The organism is Catenibacterium mitsuokai, from assembly GCF_025148785.1.
Lineage (GTDB): Bacteria > Bacillota_I > Bacilli_A > Erysipelotrichales > Coprobacillaceae > Catenibacterium > Catenibacterium mitsuoka.
The window spans coordinates 1,183,329-1,203,241 of sequence record NZ_CP102271.1; the positions used below are offsets into that span (position 1 = coordinate 1,183,329).

A 19,913-nucleotide genomic window follows, 5' to 3' on the forward strand; every position below is an offset into this window, starting at 1 on the left:
TTTATGATGTTTTATAAACTTTGTGAAATATAAAGAAGAAAATTTAAATATTGATTTGTATATATATAGTGTGGAATAAGAGTTCTGTCATTCTTATTTAAATCATAAACAATGTTAAGGATGAAAGAATTTCTAAAACATAAGTATGCTTCTATGAAAATAATTTAGGAAGGAGAATTCAAATGGCAAATAAATATTATGCTGTAAAAGTAGGGCGTATTCCAGGTATATATCGAACATGGGATGAAACAAAAGAACAAATAAATGGATATTCTGGTGCAGTTTATAAGAAATTTGCAACTTACCAAGAGGCTAAACAATTTATTTTAGATTTTGAAGATTATGTATATGATAAAAAAGAAGATACAAATACTACAGATTTAAATGATCAAATTAATAAAAAAATTGATAATTTATCTGAAGATGAAGTCGTTGCATTTGTTGATGGTAGTTATAATGCTGAAAAAGAGAAAGCTGGATTTGGTACTATCATTATTAGTAAGGGTGGAGAGAAGTACACATCATATAAATCTTTTGGAAAACAGTTCAATGAAAATTTGATAGCTTTAAGAAATGTTTTTGCAGAGCTTGAAGGAGTAAAAGAAGCTGTACTGGTTGCTGTAAACAGCAAGAAAACTAAAATTACCATTTATTACGATTACACAGGTATTGAAATGTGGGCAACAAAAAAATGGAAAGCGAAAAATAAACTAACTCAGGCCTATACAGAATTTATTCAAAAGAAAATGAAATATATTGAGATAGAATTTATAAAAGTTCCTGCGCATTCAGGCATTATTTATAATGAAGAAGCAGATGCTTTGGCAAAGAAATCTTTATTAGCTAAAGGTCATAAAACATATAAAGATGGCTCCGTTTATTTTATTGGTTTTTCTTCTGATGATTGGAAAGCAATCGTAGATTATATAGATGAAGAGAATAGAAAATCTTTAGTGAATCTAAATGCAATCATTACTATTCAAACAAAAGAAATCAATGAAACAAGAAAACAATTAATTATTAGTGATTTTAAGAGTCAGGTTATTATTAATTTATATGGAAATAGAAGATCCTACGTTCAAGGTAAACAGTCTGTTTTGTTTCAAAAGATAATTGCAACGGCAATTGAATTTTTATCAAGTGATCAAATTGTTGTAGAAACTTTAAACTCATATCATGCTTTAACTATTTCTAAGGAGGAAGTCGAAGAGCAGTTTAAAATGTTATTGCCAAACTACAGAGGTAGTTATGATGACAAGAATTTTTGCAACTTATTATCTGCGACTTATAATACTATGTTAACAGGCTACATGCCTGATTATACTTGCCTGGTAACTCCTATTTTTAGGGCTTATGAATTTTATTTGCATAGAATACTAAATGAAAAAATGGAATTAGATACTGCTCGTGATAATGGTACAAATAATTTTGGATATTTTATTAAAACTGAAAATGGTAGTTATGAATGTAGTAGTTCATCTAAGAATAAACTTAGTAATAAACAACTTACATTTTTAAATGATTTTTATACAAATTATAATGAAGTGAGACATCCGTATTCTCATTGGTCATCTGAAGATTATGATACAGCAATGATTGACAGTATTGAGAAAGCTAGAGCACTTTTAGAAAAGGGCTTGAATTTAATCGATAAATATTATATATTATTTTAATCATTTTGAAATGGAGGGTTTATAAATGGAAAAACTATATGTAAATGCACTTAATGATTCAGAATACATTGCATTAATCACAGTTCTTGATTATGAAATATTAGTAAGCAAATATCTAAAACAGTTATCATTTGAAGCTTCTCCTAATAAACCTGAACATGTACTTGTTGATCTAGCTTTAAAAACAGGAATAGATAAATATAGATTTGTTGAATTTGATATTAATGAATCAGGAAAGATAGACTTAAATAGTCATAGATATGTTTCACTTAATCCATTCTATGAGACTCTAGCAAACAACTTTCTTAAAGACAAGAAAGAAATAGTATTAAACTCTATTCTAACGGATTCACAAATAAACCAACTTTTGAATTAATCTTATAGTTTAAGAAGCAGTATTAATACGCCTGATTGTTCACACAATCAGGTTTTTCTTATATTCCATTACTCATACTACTCTCTATTCTTTATATAACAGTACCACTATTTCTATCTATCACCTATATCTCAATTTTACTAGACATAATCAACTAAATATGGCATAATACATCTCTGTACGAAAGGAAATGTAGACTATGATATCAACACATAATGTATCACTCAGATACGGAGATCGCGCTTTATTTGAAGATGTATCAGTTAAATTTACTGATGGAAATTGTTATGGGATTATTGGTGCAAATGGTGCTGGTAAATCCACATTCTTAAAAATATTATCAGGTGAAATAGAACCTAATAAAGGTGAAGTTATTATTGAACCTAATAAGAGATTATCTGTTTTAAAACAGGACCACTTTGCTTATGATGACAACAAAGTTGTAGAAACAGTCATCATGGGTAATAAGAGACTGTTTGAAATCATGCAGGAAAAAGAAAAGTTATATGCTAAACCAGATTTCAATGATGAAGATGGTATTAAACTAGGAGAACTTGAAGGTGAGTTCGCAGACATGGATGGCTGGAATGCTGAAAGTGATGCTGAAATCATGCTAAATGGTTTAGGTATTACAACTGAATACCATGATATGTATATGAGAGACTTAGATGGTAATCAGAAGGTTAAAGTATTATTAGCCCAGGCTTTATTTGGAAACCCTGATATTCTTTTACTAGACGAACCTACCAACCATCTTGACTTAAAGAGTATCAGATGGTTAGAAAACTTCCTATTAAACTTTAAAAACACTGTCATTGTTGTATCACATGACCGTTATTTCTTAAACAAAGTATGTACACATATTGCTGATATTGATTACAGCCGTATTCAGCTATATGTAGGTAACTATGACTTCTGGTATGAATATTCTCAGATGCAGATCCAGCAGATGAAAGACCAGAACAAAAAAGCAGAAGCTAAAAAGAAAGAATTAGAAGAGTTCATCGCTCGTTTTAGTGCCAACGCTTCTAAAGCAAAACAGGCCACTTCTCGTAAGAAGTTATTAGATAACCTAGAAATGACTGATATGAAACCATCACTTAGAAGATACCCATTCATCGGTTTCAAACCAGGTAGAGAAGTAGGAAACATTGTATTAAATGTAGAAAACTTAACTAAGGTTGTAGATGGACAAACACTTATTAATAATGTATCTTTCTCAATTCTTCCAAATGAAAAGGTGGCTTTTGTTGGCGACGATAAAGCAACTGAAGCATTCTTTAAGATCATCATGGGAGAAGATAAAGACTTTGAAGGTTCTTATAAATGGGGTATTACGACTACTCAGTCATATTTCCCTAAAGACAATTCAGCATTCTTTAATGATTGTGAATTATCTTTATTAGACTGGTTAAGACAGTTTACTGATGGTAGTATGTATGAACAGGAACTAAGAGGATGGTTAGGTAGAATGTTATTCTCTGGTGATGAAGCATTAAAGAAAGCCAATGTTTTATCAGGAGGAGAAAAGGTAAGATGTATGCTTGCGAAAATGATGATGCATGATGCAAATGTATTAATCTTTGATGAACCTACAAACCACCTTGATCTTGAATCTATCCAGGCACTAAACCAGGGCTTAATGAGATTCCCAGAAAACATTCTATTTACTTGTCATGACCACCAGTTTGTTCAGACAATTGCGAATAGAATTATCGAATTTACTGCAGAAGGTACAATTGATCGTTTATCAACATTTGATGAATATCTAGAATACAAGGACACACTTGAAGCATAAGAGCGGATTAAACCGCTCTTTTTTCTTCTTAAGGTTAGGTTCTTATACGATGAGTATGTTAATACCTGTATCATCCTATAAAGCTTAGAAAAGCTAAAAATCATTTTCTAAATCTGAAACTCACTTATAAACAGATTCTAAAAGTATTATCATATTACTTATAGAAATAGGAGGATAACTTAATGGGTAAACTATTATTAACTGGTGTTGATGGAAACTTAGGTCAATTAGCTGCTGACGTATTACTTACATTAGAACCAGTAGAAAACTTAATCTTTTGTGGTTACAATGAAGAATCACTCAAGAAATATGCTGAAAAGGGTGTAGAAACACACGTAACTAACTTTAATAATCCTGATGGATTAGTTGAAGCATTTAAAGGGGCTGATGCTCTTGCATTAATCTCTATGCCATTTGTTGGTGTTAAAAGACAGAATGCGCATAAGAATGCTGTAGATGCAGCTAAAGCAGCAGGTGTTAAACAGATCATCTATACTTCTTTAGTCAATGCTGATGATGAAACAAACCCATCAGTAGAAAAGAAAGACCATATCTATACTGAAAAATATATCCAGGAAGTAGGTCTAGACTATCAGTTCATGAGAAACTCTCAATATGCTGAAGCAATGATTACTAATTACTTTACTTACGCTCATATGAATGCACCGCTTACTAATTCACAAGGTGATGGTCTAATGGCTTATATTTCTCGTAAAGACTGTGCTAAAGCATTAGCTTATGCATTACATAGATCAAATGAATTCCACCATAAGGTATGGAATATTAACGGATTAGAACTAATGACTATTTCAACATTCTGTGCTATTGGTGATGTAAGTACAGGAAACCATGTACCATTTGTAAATGTCACTGATGAAGAAAACTATCAGATCTGGGATGCAATGGGTGTCCCTAGAACAACTGATGGCGTATTCCTAAAGGATTCAGAAGCACCATTCTCTTCAGATGGCATGGTTACATTTGCACAGGCTATTAGAGAAGGTAAAATGGATATTCATACAAAAGACTTTACTGAACTAACTGGAGACACACCTATCTCTGTAAAATACATGTTTGATCATAATGAAGAATTCCAAATCGGTGAAAGACATTCTCAAGACAAATAAACTATACACTAGAGCGGATTAAACCGCTCTTTTTTCTTCTTAAGGCTAGGAAAATATATTATTGCTATTAGAATGAGATAATAGTATTGAACGCTTTATTAATAAAAGGCATAATATCAGTAATTAGGAGGCCCATCATATGAAAGTTTACCCATCTTCATCAATGAAAGAAAATTATAATGAAATAGTAAATGTATGCAGGAAGAGTCAGGAACCTATCTTTCTTACAGAAAATGGAGAAGTGGATCTGGTTATAATGGATATAGAAACATTTAAACGCAAAGAAAAAATGTTGGATTTACGTGAACTACTTCTTTCTGCAGAGGAAGAGAGAATATCAGGAAGTAAACAGTATACAATTGATGAACTAGATCACATTCTTGAAGCAGTCATTCAAGGATATAGAGAATACTGAGTATTAAGTCGATGTAGTTCACTTTGCGGGTGCTTTATAGTTTGATATTGTTATCACATTAAAGAAATGAATGCTGTAGATGAAAAATTACCTGATATACTATTATCAGCTAATAGACTATTCTGTATGAAAGATTACTTAAAGTATGGCTATGATTTCATGCTATTAGGACATGCTCATGGAATATGTGGAAAAAGTGATAGCAGAGGATTCAAGAAAATTAATGGTTTACCATCGTTTTGCGTTCCCAATCGAAAGAATGGGCATATCGACTTTCTTTAAGAGAAAAGAAGAACAGGTATTATGTGTATGAATTTGTATTTGAAGAAGTAGCTGCATTACGAGTAAAACGTTTTGATACATTGAATGAAGAATGGTTATAATTTATTAAATTGAATAGAAGTAAAGGTGGTCTGCAGCATGAGCATGATGCGGTGATTGGTCCTGTAGCAGATGATAATACCATGGAAACTGTACAATTATATATTGCTAATATACTTACTGCGAAAGAGGCAGTGGAGAGATTGCGATATAGTAAAGTAAATAATCAGGTATCATTTCACACGGAAAAAGCTTTAGAATATCTAAAACCGGTTAGGAGGATCTTTTATGCCAGAGAAAATATATAGTTTTAATGGAAAAGACATTACAATGAATGTATGTATACAGATCAGAGATGTAGTGAAACTATTACAGGAACATTTTCAAATCAGTTTTGAAGAAGCTGTATTACGTTTCTATAAATCGGAAACATATAAGACGTTGCAGGAAACAGAAAACGGTCTGTGGGCAGAGTCAGCTGAATATATAGCAGATAGATATTATGAAGAAACAGCAGGCTAATATTCCGACACGGATAGAGAGGTTGAAGAAAATAGACAAGTGAGTTTAAAAGAAAAGGCAAGAATACATTTGATATCTTAGGTAATTCAAAATAACTAGGGATTTCCTATATTTTATTTATCACGTAGTATGGGTTTAATGGGAGCCTATTTTTTCAAGCTTATTAAGAGGCTCAAGTCTTAAAAATGCGAAGGTAATGCATAAAAATATCGAGTAGCATATTACAAGTTAGTTTATAAAGCATATAAGGAATCCTTAACACACAGGATTCCTTTTAAAGGTGTGCCGGGCATGGCACTGATTCAGTCGGAGATAAACCGACCACAGGTAGTTACCGCCAAGTGTAGTGAACCACAAGCCGATACCATAAAGGTAGGAGTGAAGGAAGTGGTGTAGCAATTCCTTTGAGCGTACGAACAGAAACTTGATATAAGGCTAAATGGTGGATAAGGTTGCCTTACAAACCGAAGTCCTAAAGGTAAACGTAAAACCAAGAGAGTAAATCAAGGCGTTGTGAAGGAAACAGGATTAGTGAATTACCCCGGGAGGCCTCACAGGCAACGAAGTCCAATATCTTTAAAATCAGTGATGGTAAGTTGTGCGACAAAAAGCTCACTGTGAGGAGTCAGCTGAGGTCATAGTAGGTGTCTCACCAACACTAAAGGACCTAATGTTTATATGATGTTACTCATCATAAAGCAATGTCTAGATAGTTCGAAATTGGAATCATTTCATAAATGGAAAACGTAATTTCTGTGGAGATGAAGGAAGAGGGAACAGTTCTAGATAAATCTACGATATGAAAAGGAGAACACAGACATGAGATTAATTGATGAAATACTTAGTGATTCTAACATCGACAGGGCTATTCTACAGGTCAAGAGAAACAAAGGTGTATCTGGAATCGACAAGATGACAGTAGATGAACTTGATGAATATTTCTATAAGTATAGAAGAGAGATTAGATACTCTATACTTAATAAGAAGTATAAGCCCCAATCAGTCAAGAGAGTCTATATCCCAAAGCCTAATGGCAAGAAAAGACCATTAGGTATACCTACAGTAGTGGATAGAGTTATTCAACAGGCTGTTGCACAGATATTGATGAAGAAATTAGATTCTTCATTCAGTGAATTCAGTTATGGATTCAGACCAAGAAAAAGTGCACAGATGGCTGTATTAAAGACTCTAGAATACATCAATGAAGGTTATGACTGGGTTATAGACTTAGATATTGAAGCATACTTTGACACTGTAAATCATGATAAATTAATCTCAATACTTAGAGAAAAGCACGTGAATGACTCAACAACATTACATCTTATTCGCAAATTCATGCAGGCAGGGATTATGGAAGATGGTTTAGTAAAACCTTCGAGAATCGGTGTGCCTCAGGGAGGTCCACTCTCACCAATCCTTTCTAACGTTTATTTAGATAAGTTTGACAAGGAACTGGAATATAGAGGACTACGCTTTGTTAGATATGCAGATGACTGCAATATCTTCGTTAAGAGCGAGATGAGTGCAAATAGAGTAATGAAGTCAGTCACTTCATGGCTAGAGAGAAAACTATTTCTTAAAGTCAGCGCTACTAAAACCAAAGTGGTCAGACCACCCGAAAGCAAGTTTCTAGGATTCACCTACCTCCAAAGGAATGGTGAATGGAAATGCAAGCCTTCCAATCAGAGCAAGATGAAAATCTACGATAAATGTAGAAGAGAACTTATAAGAAGGATAGGAATTGCACGCCCTCTTGCAGTTACATTCAAGAGAATCAATCAGATTGTAGTGGGGTGGATTAACTATTATCGAATAGGCGTGATGAAATACTTCATTGACGTCTTTGGTCAATGGCTTCGCCATAAAATCAGAGTAATCATTTTGAAACAGTGGAAAAGACCTAAAACGATTTATAAAAACTTATACAAAATGAATAGGCTATTTTCTTGCCAATTTTCTGATGAACAAATCTTTTCGGTGGCAAACTCTAGACGCGGACTTTATAGCCAGGCCTGTGGTCATGTAATTAATAATATTATTAGTCCCAAATTCTTGGGTAAAAGAATAGGAGATAGACCTGGTCTGATCAATCCCCTTAATTACTATCTAAGTTAGTCTGAAATTATCATATAAATGTAGCGCCGTATACGAGACCCGTACGTACGGTGCAACGGGAGGCACAGAAATAATAGTTAATTAACCTTTTAATATTATTCCTTGTCTACCCTATTAGACTTGCTTCTTTTTCAAACTCCTCATAACTACTTACAAAACGATAAGGTTCATACTCCCCATAGGTAGTGGGTCTACTGATAGTAATAATTTCTATATCATATCCAAGTTTTTCTTGTATTCTATCTGCAAATTTTGCCATGTCTTCTCCAGGCTCTGTCTGTATTGCAATACATCCAGGTTTGTTCATTCTTTTCGCGATAAGATAACACATATATTTATACCTCCTGCTTTGATTCTACTATCTACATAATACAAACACAATAATGTTTTTCTTCTCTTGATAATCACTCATTCCAATAATAGAATACTCATAAAGGAGGCTCTTATGGATATCAATAATGTATATGTAAGAGATGCTATTTTGTATTATACCATCCAACAATATTTCAATTGTAACGATAAGAAAACTAGTCAATTCATAGCACAACTAGACCACTTCAATTATAGAAGTGGTCTCATACATAATATCCCTTACTTATCCTTGCAATTACACGTATCAGAGAAGGATTTCTATCATACCTATCTAAGAGTCAAGGACAGTTTCAAAACACTCCCAGAAAACGTTATACTAGTTAAAAAAGGTGATGAGATATATTCTAAACTATTAGCTGTGATTCCAACAGCACCACTATATTTATTTCTTAAAGGCAATGTACATTTATTGAATGAAAAGTCTGTCAGTGTAGTAGGGAGTAGAAATGCTTCTAAGGAAGCAATGGAAAAAACAGAAATACTTGTAAAAGCATTAGTTAAAAGAAATATAGTTGTTAATGCAGGACTTGCAAAAGGTATAGATACAATAACCCACCAAACAGCATTAAAAAACAATGGAAGAACTATAGCTGTCATAGGAACACCTATTAACCAGTACTATCCTAAAGAAAACAAAAAACTTCAACTCACAATTGAAAAACATGGACTTGTTGTCTCACAATTCCCACCCTGTAATAAAGTATACAAATGGAATTTTCCTACAAGAAATGCGACTATGAGTGGTATTTCTATTGCGACTATTATCATGGAAGCAGGAGAGAAAAGTGGTGCATTAAGACAAGCAGATCACTGTATAAAGCAAGGTAGAGATATCCTCATACCATACTCATTACTATATTCTTCTCTCTTATGGCCTAGGAAGTATATCCAAAAGGGTGCACATACCTTTAAAAACATAAAAGATGTATTAGAATTCTTAAACAAGAATGATATTCTTTACCTATTGCATAATGATGATTTTGAAGTAAATAGTATAGAAATAGATTGAAAGGAGAGTATTTATGTGTATTGAAATAGAAAACTACAAACAACATGATTTCTTCAATTACTTTAACTACAATCAAATAGATGCTGATGCTGAAACTTTACTCAATACTCTCTTGAATAATCCAGAATACAATCTGCATCTCAACAAAAGAAGAGTACCTGTTATGGGAATTGCGAAAGTTTTAGGCTTTACAATCTATACTACAAAATTCAATGATTATAATGTTAAAGCAACAATAGGCATATCAAAACAACTCATTGATAAATACAAAAGTGATAAAGTCATTATTTTAAGTAGTGGATATACTGATGAAGAAATTCTTTTCTCTTTATGCTATGAGTTAGCTCATTACATCTATGATAGTAATCCAAGTGATGAGTATTCTCATACATACAGAATTAATGATATAGAACCAAGAGCTATTCGTTTTGCGGATGCTTTATTAATGCCACTAACATCCTTCAAAGAAGCATATACTGAGTTATCTCACAATATTAATGATCTAGAACTTCTTATTCGTGCATTGTCTAATACATTTAATGCACCTCAAGTTGCAGTACAAAGACGTTTAAAACAAGTAATAAATACAAGGCTTTAAAGGATAATCAGATTCTTTATGAGTGTAAGCTTGAATAAGTCAGAGAAATCTGGCTTATTTTTTTATTATTGCAAGAATGTTCATGCTTCTATAAGTTGGAGGAGATAAATAATAATATAGGTTTAATTTAAGTAATCTTTACATATAAAGGGTATAGATAATATAGGACACTTATCTTGTATCTAGAAGAGAGTATTTTAATAATCCATGACAAAGAATTAAGCAGAGTAATACATTGCTTAAAAGAGTTTTAGACATAAATGTCAGTGAGAAAGGATGGTTATATGAGCAAAACAATTGAACAACTCATTGAAAGTTTAGATACAATACCATTTTTATTTGTTGGATCTGGATTATCAAGAAGATATTATAATTTACCTGATTGGATAGGATTGTTAAAAGTAATGGCTGCTAAATTAAACAAAGATTCATTTGTATTCCGTTCTTATGAAGATCGAGCATCTTTTGAAAATAGTCCATATGGTATTAATCCTAAAATAGCATCACTTATAGAAGAAGACTTTAACAAAGAGTGGTTTCGCAATCCTGAAATTAGAAGCTTAGATGGAGCTTATACTGAAAAGGTAGAGAACGGATGTTCTCCATTTAAGGCTGAACTGAGTTATTATCTAAAACAAAAATCAGTTTTATGCCCAGAATTAAAAGATGAAGTTACTTTATTAAACAATATTGCGAAAAAATCAATTGCTGGAATTATTACGACAAATTATGATTTGTTTTTTGAAACATATTTGTCTCAGTATACAATTTATATAGGCCAGCAAGCACTCTTATTTTCTCAATTACAAGGTATTGCAGAAGTTTATAAAATTCATGGTTCTCTAAATGATCCTCAATCTATAGTTATCAACGAAAAGGACTATAAAGAATTTAAAGAAAAACGTGAATACTTAGCTGCTAAGCTACTTACTATATTCATGGAGTATCCTATTATTTTCATGGGCTATTCTATTTCAGATTCTAATATTAGGGATATTTTAAGCTCTATAGTAAAATGCATGTCAAATGAACAGGTTAAATTACTGAAAAGAAGATTCATATTTATTGAATATGATGCAGAAATGGAAGGATATGATATTGGTGAATCATCATTTGCATTTGAAGATAATAAAATGATTACAATGACAAAAATAACCCTATCTGACTATTCATTGATTTATAATGCAATCGGCAAAAAGAAAATGAAAATACCCGTTCGTTTGCTACGATTATTAAAAGATGAATTATATTTGTTCACATTATCAAATGAACCTACTGAAAATATTAAAGTAGCTGCAATTGATGATGATAGAGTTTCAAATGATGAATTAGTAATTTCTATAGGCACAACAGAAACAATTAGCTTAATTGGTTTAAAAGGTATATCTGCAGATCAATGGTATAGAAATATTGTGATGCATGATCTCAGATATAATATCGAAGATTTATTAGATTATGCACCAACACTAGCAAAACAAGTTTCGGGTAAATTACCTATTAATTCTTTATATGAGGATAAATACAAGAAAATAGAAGGGATTGATAAGTTGCTTGTAAATGATTTTGAGGAAATAATATCTAATACAATAAAAAGAGATCGAAGTAAACATCCTCAAATCAATATAGAAAGCATTTTAAAAGAAATAACCGATATAGATAAGCAAATGATAAATATAGCTTACTTAAAAAAAGAGCAAGTAAATCTGATTGATCTAGAAAATTATTTAAAAAGTAAGTTTGAACAGGATAACGATATATTAAAGAATTCTAAACCTTTTACTCGAACAAATTTAAGAAGGTTGATTAGAATTTATGATTATTTAAAAGGAGAAAGCAAAAAAGCCTCTGATTAAAGCACCCTTTCAAAGGACACCATCAGAAGCCTCTTTCTTACTAGAAAACCTTTCAACAAGGCGGCTCTCTAAAAGCTACCCTATCTTCCAGCTCTCTTCATAAGTATTATACATAATTATCATCATATTGCAAGCATATATTAAAAGGAGTCAGATTTTTCTGGCTCCTTTTAATAGCAAAAAAGCCTCTAATTAAAGCTGCCTTTTAAAGGTCACCATTAGAAGCCTCTTTCTTATTAGAAAACCTTTCAACAAAGCTACTTTTTAAAAGCCACCTTATCTTCCAGCTCTCTTTATAAGTATTATACATGCTTATCGTAAAATTACAAGTAAACTATTTGATTCTTTGTTGACTCTCAAGTGAAAAGGTAAATTCCAACTTAGACGGGTCAAAGTTGCATTTAATCTTTCACATTTCTTCAATTGAATTTACTTTTACACCTAAAGGTATTTTATCATCATCCTTGCCTGTTTATTGAAATCTATTACTGCATATATAGAGGTAAGGAGCCTGTTTAAGGTATTATAAAAGGAGTCAGATTCTTCTGACTCCTTTAAGAACTTCTTACCCTTTATATACTTCCTGATCAATCATATTTTCTTTCTTAGCTACAATAACTGAAGTAGAAGCATCACCAACTACATTAAGTGAAGTAACTAACATTTCAATAGGTCTATTGATTGAAAGAATTAATGAGTATGCAAGTAATGCAGCATCATTTGTATAACCCATACCAGTTAAAATAGTAAATAGGATAACAGCACCTGCACCTGGAGCAGCTGGAGTACCAACTGAAGCAATAAGTGCTAATACTGCAATAACAGCCATAGACATGAATGTAATCTTATATCCAGAACTTGCTGCAATAAACATAGCAGCAATAACCTGCATGATAGCTGTACCATCCATGTTGATTGTCATACCTAAAGGTAATACGAATGAAGCAATCTGATCATCTACACCTAGTTCTTCAGTTACTGTTCTCTTGTTGATTGGAAGAGTGGCAGCACTTGAAGAAGTAGAGAAACCAAATAAAGCAACCTTCACCATCTTTTTCATGAATGGCTTTGGATTAACTCTAGCCATAGTCATTAAGTAGATTGGATAAGCTAAGAATAGATATACAAATAATGCAATAACAACTGTAACTACATAAGCAAGTGCTGGTCTTAATGAATCAATACCATAAATTGCGAATGTTCTAGTTAATAAGCAGAAGATACCGATAGGTGCGAACTTATTAACTACAAATGATAAGAATAAAGTAATAATCTTAGATACTTCTTCAAATAACTTCTTTAAAGTCTTTGTTTCATCTTCTAAAGCATTCATTGCGAGACCAATAGCAACAGCTATGAATACAATGGCTAATACGTTACCGTTAGTAGAGAATGCTGAGATAAGATTGTTAGGAATAATATTTAAGATAATATTCAATGGGTTAGCACCAGTAGAACCCTTCTGGATAGTCACTGCTGCTTTACCAACTGCATTAAAGAAACCTAAACGATATACAACAGAAGCAATCACACCTGCAAAACATAAAGCACATACAGTTGTGATAAAGAAAGTTAAAATAGTTTTAGTAGAAATTCTACCTAATTTTTTTGTATCTGTGATAGTTGAAATCGCAAGTGTAATTGATACAAATACCATAGGTACAATAATAAGCTGTAGTGAGTTAACGAATAACTGTCCTACAATATAGAAGATACCAACAGCTTTTGTTGCATTTGGCTGTGTAATATCCTGAAAGAATAAGTTATTGATCTTTGTCCAAAGATCAGTCTGTCCACCACTTACTAAGTGTTCTCTTAGCATAATGCATCCAAAACCACAAGCAAGACCGCAGATCATTGCAATCAGCATTTTCTTAGCTAACTGCTTACCATTACTAGTTTTCATTTTTACCCTCCTGAAATTAATCCCAAAATTGTCATCATTATACACTAAATAACTCTTAATGCAAATAGTATTGATAAAAATGCCTATAAAATAAATATTATTATATAGGACATAAAGAAAAACGATTTGTGATATATTAATTAAACAAGAGACTTTTAACTTCACATAATTATCCCATTATTGTAATATATACTCATCGCAAGGGGGAATTTTAAATGTTTGGAATTTATATTTTATCGATGTTATCGATGATGTTTATCTTTGCTGGTAATATTGTTTCTTACGGCGGGATGTTTCAATCATCATCAACACTTGCAGTGATTACTTTATGGGCTATGTTTTATCTTGCTTACATTGCAATCAACTGTTTTGCATTATCTTATGGTTTTAAGGAATATGGTAAGAAACATAAGTTATCACGTTATTTACTACTGCTTTTAACTGCACTTATCTATAACGTGGCTTTAACTTATGCATTCCATCTCTATAAGCCAGAAAATGTTACAATGCATTCTGTAACGCATGCATTCTTCTTATTATCGAATAATGCTTATTGGTTATTTACAGCCTTTACAGGCATGTTCTTACTAAGTCCTATTGTAGACTACATGGTAGAACATATTTCTAGAGAAACAGCGATTAAAGCGGTATGGATCATTGGATTACTTGGATTCTATGGCTTATTTAGTGCAGGAGAATTAAAGGATCCACTTTTATTTAAGAGTGGTCGAGGAATCATCTGGTTCACATGTCTTTATTTCATTGGCGCAACTGTAAGAAAACATGAACTTTATAAAGTCAATGTATCAAAAACCGCATTGATCGGTTTATGTTCATTTGTCTTAAATGGTTTCTTAATGCTAAGCTTGGACAAGTTTATTGGTAATACATTTGATGATTACTTCTTATCAGCCTTATCACCATTATTACTTGTAACTTCTATCTGCTTACTTTATGTTTTCGCAAATATGAAGAGTAAACAAGAAAAGATTGTACAATTTATTGATGAATCAACTCTTTGTACATATCTTCTTGCTAGCCATTCTTTATTCTTAGGCTATGTCCTATTAAACCAGTTTACAACACTAGCAGGTATGCCTTTCTACTTACTTGCTCTTATGGTCATCATGATTGCATTATCTCTTTATGTAGTTGCATTAATCATCGATTTAATCAGAAGAGGAATATTCAAGGTACTAAGATTAGAAAAGCTTGCATTATGGATTGAAACACTATTTGGAAAATTATTAAACAAGTTATCTGCTTAATACAAAAAGAGAGAATTCACTATTGTGAAATCTCTCTTTTTAAGTTCTTTCCAATTGTCATCCACATTGTAATATAACAAGCACCACCGCCTATGAAATTACTGATTGCTTCTGATATGAACACACCTTCAATACCAATAAAGCGGGGAAGAATAATAGTCAGAGGGGCTACTATAATCACTTTTCTAAAGATAGAAAAGAAGATAGCCTGTTTTGATTTGCCTAATCCTACCGCTACAGATTGACCACAGATCTGTAATGACTGCATAAAGAATCCCGCAAAATATAATCTAATATAAATAATTGCATGTTTAGTAATATGAGGATCATGAGTAAAGATATTAATAAAGTATTGTGGGAAAGCAGTAATTAATACCCAGATAATAAACATTGTCCCAAAACATAAGAATGTCACAAAGTAGATAGAAGACAATACACGCTTATATTCCTTCGCACCATAGTTATAGCCTAGTACTGGCTGAGTGGCATTCCCAAACCCCTGAGCAGGTAACTGTACAACCTCTCTAATAGAATTAATAATCGTCATAATCGCAATATAGAGATCACCACCATATAATTGTAAAGTAGAATTACATACAATAGATACAATAGAATTAGTGATCCCCATCATAAATCCAGCAGTTCCTAAAGAAAAGATTCTCTTTACATAATAAGGATTTAAATGCATACATTCTTTTTTTAACTTAAGGATCGTTTTATCACTTGTTAGAAAGCGTAATGTCCATAAAGCAGATACAAATTGTGATAGTACTGTTGCGAGTGCTGCTCCCTTTACATTCATATCCAATACAAATATAAATACAGGGTCCAATATTATATTCAGTACTGCCCCAATCAGTACTGTCATCATACCAATCTTCGCAAACCCTTGACTATTAATAAAACTATTCATACCAAGTCCTATTAATACAAACACAGTACCAAACAAATAAATAGTCAAATAATCATTCGCATACTTGAATGTATGTGCACTTGCTCCAAACATCCATAAGATCTTCTCTTTAAAGATAAACCCAATCACCATCAAACCTATTCCAAATAGAACCAATAAGAAGAAGGCATTCCCCATAATCACTTCTGCCTCATCATTTCTCCCTCTTCCTCTTGCAATAGAACAAAGTGGGGCACCACCCATACCAAACAAGTTCGCAAACGCAATCACTATAGAAATAATAGGAAGACATATTCCCAGTCCTCCCATAGCCAGTGTTGCAGTATGAGGAATACGTCCTATATATATTCTATCTATCACGTTATAGAGTACATTAATCAACTGTGCTACGATCATTGGTCCTGCAATAGATAATATATGTGTAGAAACCTTTCCCTTCGCAAAATTATTCCTTTCTTCCATATAACCATCTCCCTTAACATAATCTTTACTATCTCATATATATTACAGTCATACAGTTCTTTTTCAAATGTTGAAATATCGTAACTCATATTATCTCATGTATATCATGCTTTTTTGACTGTGTATAGGCTGATATACTATAATAAAACAAAATTACATAAACAAAAGAAATAAAATGAAATATGTATTGCATAAGTAATATGTAAGCGCTACAATATCTATGTTAGATACATTCGAAAGGAGAAAATAATATGAAGAAAGTATCCGCTATAGCACTTAGTACAGCTATGGCACTCTCAATGGCTTTGCCATCTAAAGTCAATGCCACAAGCAGAGTGGATCAATTACTCTCTAATATGAGTACAAGACAAAAGATCACACAGATGCTTATGGTAGACTTCCGTTACTGGGATGAAGACTTAAGTGATGGTTTACAGACTACAGGTCATGAATTTACTAAGATGAATGACCAAGTCAGAAAGATTGTAGAAGACTATGATTTTGGAGCACTTATTTATTTTGCTCAGAACATCCAGGAAACAGAACAATCTTATAACTTAAGTATGGCTATGCAGAAAGCAGCTACAAAAGATGGTGGTATTCCACTATTAATTAGTGCTGACCAGGAAGGTGGTAGTGTATACCGTTTAGGTTCAGGTACAGCTTTACCTGGTAATATGGCTTTAGGAGCAACTCATAATACAGAGTATGCGAAAAAAGCAGGTCAGATTATTGGTAGTGAATTAAGTAGTATTGGTATTAATACTAACTTAGCGCCTGTTGTTGACGTCAATAATAATGCCAACAACCCAGTTATTGGTCTAAGAAGTTATAGTGATAATGCGGATGTTGTTGGTAACATGGCTTCTGCAACTATTGCTGGTTTGAAAGACTATAACGTTATTGGATGTGCGAAGCACTTCCCAGGTCATGGTGATACAGCCACTGACTCACATTATGGTTTACCAATCGTAAACAAATCAAAAGCAGAATTATTAAATAATGAATTAAAACCATATAAGATTGCAATCAATCAGGGTATTGAAATGATCATGACTGCACATATCTTATATCCACAATTAGATAACACAACTGTTGTTTCAGAAAAAACAGGTAATGAAGAAAAGAAACCTGCGACTATGTCAAAAGCAATTATCACTGATCTTCTAAAGGGAGAAATGGGATTCAATGGTGTCGTCACTACCGATGCGATGAACATGAAGGCTATTGCTGATACATTTGGTGAATCACAAGCAGTTAAGCTTGCGATTGAAGCAGGGGCTGATTTAATCTGTATGCCTACAGTTCTTTACAACCAGGAAGATGTTAAGAAGCTAGACACAATTATTGATTATGTAGAAGATGCTGTTAAGAAGGGTGAAATCTCTGAATCTAGATTAGATGATGGATGCAGAAGAATCCTTACAGTAAAAGAAAATAGAGGTATCTTAGATTGGAAAGAATCTGATTTCTCTCTAAACAAAGCTTTATCAACAGTAGGTAGTGCCACTAACAGAGCAACTGAAAGAGAAATCGCAGCAGCAGCTGTTACTGTTGTAAAGAATGAAAACAATACTTTACCAGTAGTAGTAAAAGAAAACCAGAAGATCTTAATGCTTTGTCCATATGACAATGAAAGAGCACAGATGATCATGGCTTATAACCGTGCTAAAGAAGCAGGACTTATCCCAGACTCTGCAGAAGTTAAAGTAGTAAGATATAACGGTTCAAATATGGATGCTGTAAAAGAAAACATTGATTGGGCTGATACAGTATTCGTTAATTCAGAAATTAGTACTGCAAGTCGTTTCTCATCGAATCATTGGCTATATTCATATGTAGAAGGTATCGTAGACTATACTCATGAAAAGGGCAAAAAGTCTATCGTGATGTCAGTAGATAAACCATATGATGTACAGATGTATGCAAATGCAGATGCTATTTTAGCTGTATATGGATGTAAAGGTTCTTCAGTAGATGTGACTGAAGCAATTGTTGGTGGAGTTACATCTTCTAAAGCTGCTTATGGACCTAACATTATTGCAGGTATTGAAGTTGCTTTAGGTACATTTGGTGCTCAGGGAACACTTCCAGTTAATATTCCTGTATATGATAAGACTGCTAAGCTTTACACTGATACAATCAAGTATAAACGTGGTTATGGTATCTCTTATAAGTCTTTATTAAATAAGGATACTTTAAATGATTTAATTGCTAAGGCTGATGCTTTAGATTCTAAGAAATATACTGAAGAATCTTGGAATAAGTTCACACCTGCTTTAGCTGGGGCAAAAGAAGTAGCTAATACAAATGGCGTTTCTCAGAAGAAGATTGATGAAGCGATTGCTTCATTACAGGCTGCTATGGATGCTTTAGTAGAAAAACCTGCTGAAACAAAACCAGAAGAACCTAAGAAAGATGACACTAAGAAGGACGAAACAAAGAAAGACGAAACAAAGAAAGATGAAACAAAGAAAGATGAAACAAAGAAAGATGAAACAAAGAAAGACGAAACAAAGAAAGATAATGTAAAAACTGGAGATATGACAAATATTTTACCATTTGCTGCATTAATGGGTCTTGCTTGTGTTGCATTCATCTTTTTAAAGAAGAAAAAAGCTTAACAACTAGAACGTCTCTTCATTGAGACGTTTTTTTTGATATATATTTTAACTTGCCGTGAGCAAGAATTTCTCTACCTCCCTGCGAAGCGAAAGTAGGTGAGTGGTTCACAAAAATAATAAACAATGTGTAAAAAGGTGTGAATGATAAAGTTGTTAGGGCTCTCGCTAAGGGTGTTTCCTATACAAAAACACTGTACAAATTGTACAGTGCTTATCCTTTGAGTTCATCAAATAACTCATCTAGATTGTTATATCCCTCGATAGAGGAATCATGAGTTATTCTTTTTGCCTCTTTCATTGCCTCTATAACTTTTTTGTTTGGTCTTAATTCAAAAGGGAAACCACCCGCACGTAATGATTCTCTCACAAATAGATTAAATGCTGTATTAAGGTCCATACCAAGTTCACTAAATAATGCATCTGCTTTTTCTTTTACGTTATTGTCCATACAAATAGTAATGTCTGTATCCATAGGATTCACTCCTTTCTTTTGTTAATTATAGTATATGTTTGTTTGTATAATTTCACAATATGAATATAGATTAAAAAATATCTATAATA

Annotated in this window: 18 protein-coding genes; 14 read left to right on the forward strand and 4 right to left on the reverse strand. The window is 32.7% G+C overall.

Translation table 11 applies throughout. The features are described from left to right. Positions 1–182: 182 nt before the first annotated feature. The 9 genes from NQ499_RS05880 to ltrA all read left to right on the forward strand — a co-directional run bounded on the left by NQ499_RS05880 (position 183) and on the right by ltrA (position 8,347). On the forward strand, positions 183–1,673 hold the full coding sequence (locus tag NQ499_RS05880) for a ribonuclease H1 domain-containing protein (protein ID WP_006505067.1): 1,491 nt from the start codon (positions 183–185) through the stop codon (positions 1,671–1,673). A 25-nt stretch (positions 1,674–1,698) separates the two neighbouring features. Further along, positions 1,699–2,049 carry a type II toxin-antitoxin system RnlB family antitoxin gene (locus NQ499_RS05885; RefSeq protein WP_006505068.1) on the forward strand — a complete coding sequence of 117 codons (351 nt, stop codon included), beginning with the start codon at positions 1,699–1,701 and terminating at the stop codon, positions 2,047–2,049. A gap of 199 nt (positions 2,050–2,248) precedes the next feature. Beyond that, positions 2,249–3,847 (forward strand): ABC-F family ATP-binding cassette domain-containing protein, encoded by a 1,599-nt coding sequence (locus NQ499_RS05890; RefSeq protein WP_006505069.1) that lies wholly within the window; start codon positions 2,249–2,251, stop codon positions 3,845–3,847. A gap of 182 nt (positions 3,848–4,029) precedes the next feature. After that, the gene (locus NQ499_RS05895; protein WP_006505070.1) at positions 4,030–4,974 is read left to right on the forward strand and encodes an NmrA family NAD(P)-binding protein; all 945 of its coding nucleotides are present in this window, start codon (positions 4,030–4,032) and stop codon (positions 4,972–4,974) included. A 139-nt stretch (positions 4,975–5,113) separates the two neighbouring features. Next, a complete protein-coding gene (locus tag NQ499_RS05900) occupies positions 5,114–5,389 on the forward strand; it encodes a type II toxin-antitoxin system Phd/YefM family antitoxin (RefSeq protein ID WP_040389712.1) in 276 nt (91 codons plus the stop codon). Between the two features lie 178 nt (positions 5,390–5,567). Further along, positions 5,568–5,702, forward strand: a complete 135-nt coding sequence (locus NQ499_RS05905; protein ID WP_259848708.1) for a hypothetical protein — start codon at positions 5,568–5,570, stop codon at positions 5,700–5,702. Positions 5,703–5,823: 121 nt separating this feature from the next. After that, on the forward strand, positions 5,824–6,018 hold the full coding sequence (locus NQ499_RS13645; RefSeq protein ID WP_407651061.1) for a DUF3990 domain-containing protein: 195 nt from the start codon (positions 5,824–5,826) through the stop codon (positions 6,016–6,018). Further along, a complete protein-coding gene (locus tag NQ499_RS05910; RefSeq protein WP_006505075.1) occupies positions 5,999–6,232 on the forward strand; it encodes a hypothetical protein in 234 nt (77 codons plus the stop codon). Before NQ499_RS13645 ends, NQ499_RS05910 begins: the two co-directional genes overlap by 20 nt. An 819-nt stretch (positions 6,233–7,051) precedes the next feature. Then, on the forward strand, positions 7,052–8,347 hold the full coding sequence (gene ltrA, locus NQ499_RS05915; protein WP_259848505.1) for a group II intron reverse transcriptase/maturase: 1,296 nt from the start codon (positions 7,052–7,054) through the stop codon (positions 8,345–8,347). 106 nt (positions 8,348–8,453) lie between these two features. Here the strand turns inward: ltrA and NQ499_RS05920 are convergent, their stop codons facing one another. Beyond that, positions 8,454–8,678: a DUF6718 family protein gene (locus tag NQ499_RS05920; RefSeq protein ID WP_259848710.1), complete on the reverse strand. Its 225-nt coding sequence runs from the start codon at positions 8,676–8,678 to the stop codon at positions 8,454–8,456. Positions 8,679–8,792: 114 nt separating this feature from the next. Between NQ499_RS05920 and NQ499_RS05925 the strand changes: the two genes are divergently transcribed. From NQ499_RS05925 to NQ499_RS05935, 3 genes are all read left to right on the forward strand, one after another. Continuing rightward, positions 8,793–9,728, forward strand: a complete 936-nt coding sequence (locus tag NQ499_RS05925; protein ID WP_006506584.1) for a DNA-processing protein DprA — start codon at positions 8,793–8,795, stop codon at positions 9,726–9,728. 13 nt (positions 9,729–9,741) lie between these two features. After that, on the forward strand, positions 9,742–10,326 hold the full coding sequence (locus NQ499_RS05930; RefSeq protein WP_006506583.1) for an ImmA/IrrE family metallo-endopeptidase: 585 nt from the start codon (positions 9,742–9,744) through the stop codon (positions 10,324–10,326). A gap of 284 nt (positions 10,327–10,610) precedes the next feature. After that, the gene (locus NQ499_RS05935) at positions 10,611–12,179 is read left to right on the forward strand and encodes an SIR2 family protein (protein ID WP_040390119.1); all 1,569 of its coding nucleotides are present in this window, start codon (positions 10,611–10,613) and stop codon (positions 12,177–12,179) included. A 565-nt stretch (positions 12,180–12,744) separates the two neighbouring features. Here the strand turns inward: NQ499_RS05935 and NQ499_RS05940 are convergent. Next, complete coding sequence (locus NQ499_RS05940) at positions 12,745–14,085, reverse strand: dicarboxylate/amino acid:cation symporter (protein WP_040390108.1); 1,341 nt, start codon at positions 14,083–14,085, stop codon at positions 12,745–12,747. Between the two features lie 215 nt (positions 14,086–14,300). Between NQ499_RS05940 and NQ499_RS05945 the strand changes: the two genes are divergently transcribed. Then, entirely contained in the window at positions 14,301–15,353 is a 1,053-nt protein-coding gene (locus NQ499_RS05945; protein ID WP_040390107.1) for an acyltransferase family protein, read from the forward strand. 19 nt (positions 15,354–15,372) lie between these two features. Here NQ499_RS05945 and NQ499_RS05950 read toward each other — a convergent pair whose 3' ends face one another. Continuing rightward, positions 15,373–16,728 (reverse strand): MATE family efflux transporter, encoded by a 1,356-nt coding sequence (locus NQ499_RS05950; RefSeq protein ID WP_006506579.1) that lies wholly within the window; start codon positions 16,726–16,728, stop codon positions 15,373–15,375. Between the two features lie 251 nt (positions 16,729–16,979). On the opposite strand from NQ499_RS05950, the gene NQ499_RS05955 reads away from it, so the two are divergent. Further along, positions 16,980–19,352: a glycoside hydrolase family 3 N-terminal domain-containing protein gene (locus tag NQ499_RS05955; RefSeq protein WP_006506578.1), complete on the forward strand. Its 2,373-nt coding sequence runs from the start codon at positions 16,980–16,982 to the stop codon at positions 19,350–19,352. 211 nt (positions 19,353–19,563) lie between these two features. Here the strand turns inward: NQ499_RS05955 and NQ499_RS05960 are convergent, their stop codons facing one another. Next, on the reverse strand, positions 19,564–19,824 hold the full coding sequence (locus tag NQ499_RS05960; protein ID WP_006506577.1) for a type II toxin-antitoxin system RelB/DinJ family antitoxin: 261 nt from the start codon (positions 19,822–19,824) through the stop codon (positions 19,564–19,566). Between the last annotated feature and the right edge of the window lie 89 nt (positions 19,825–19,913).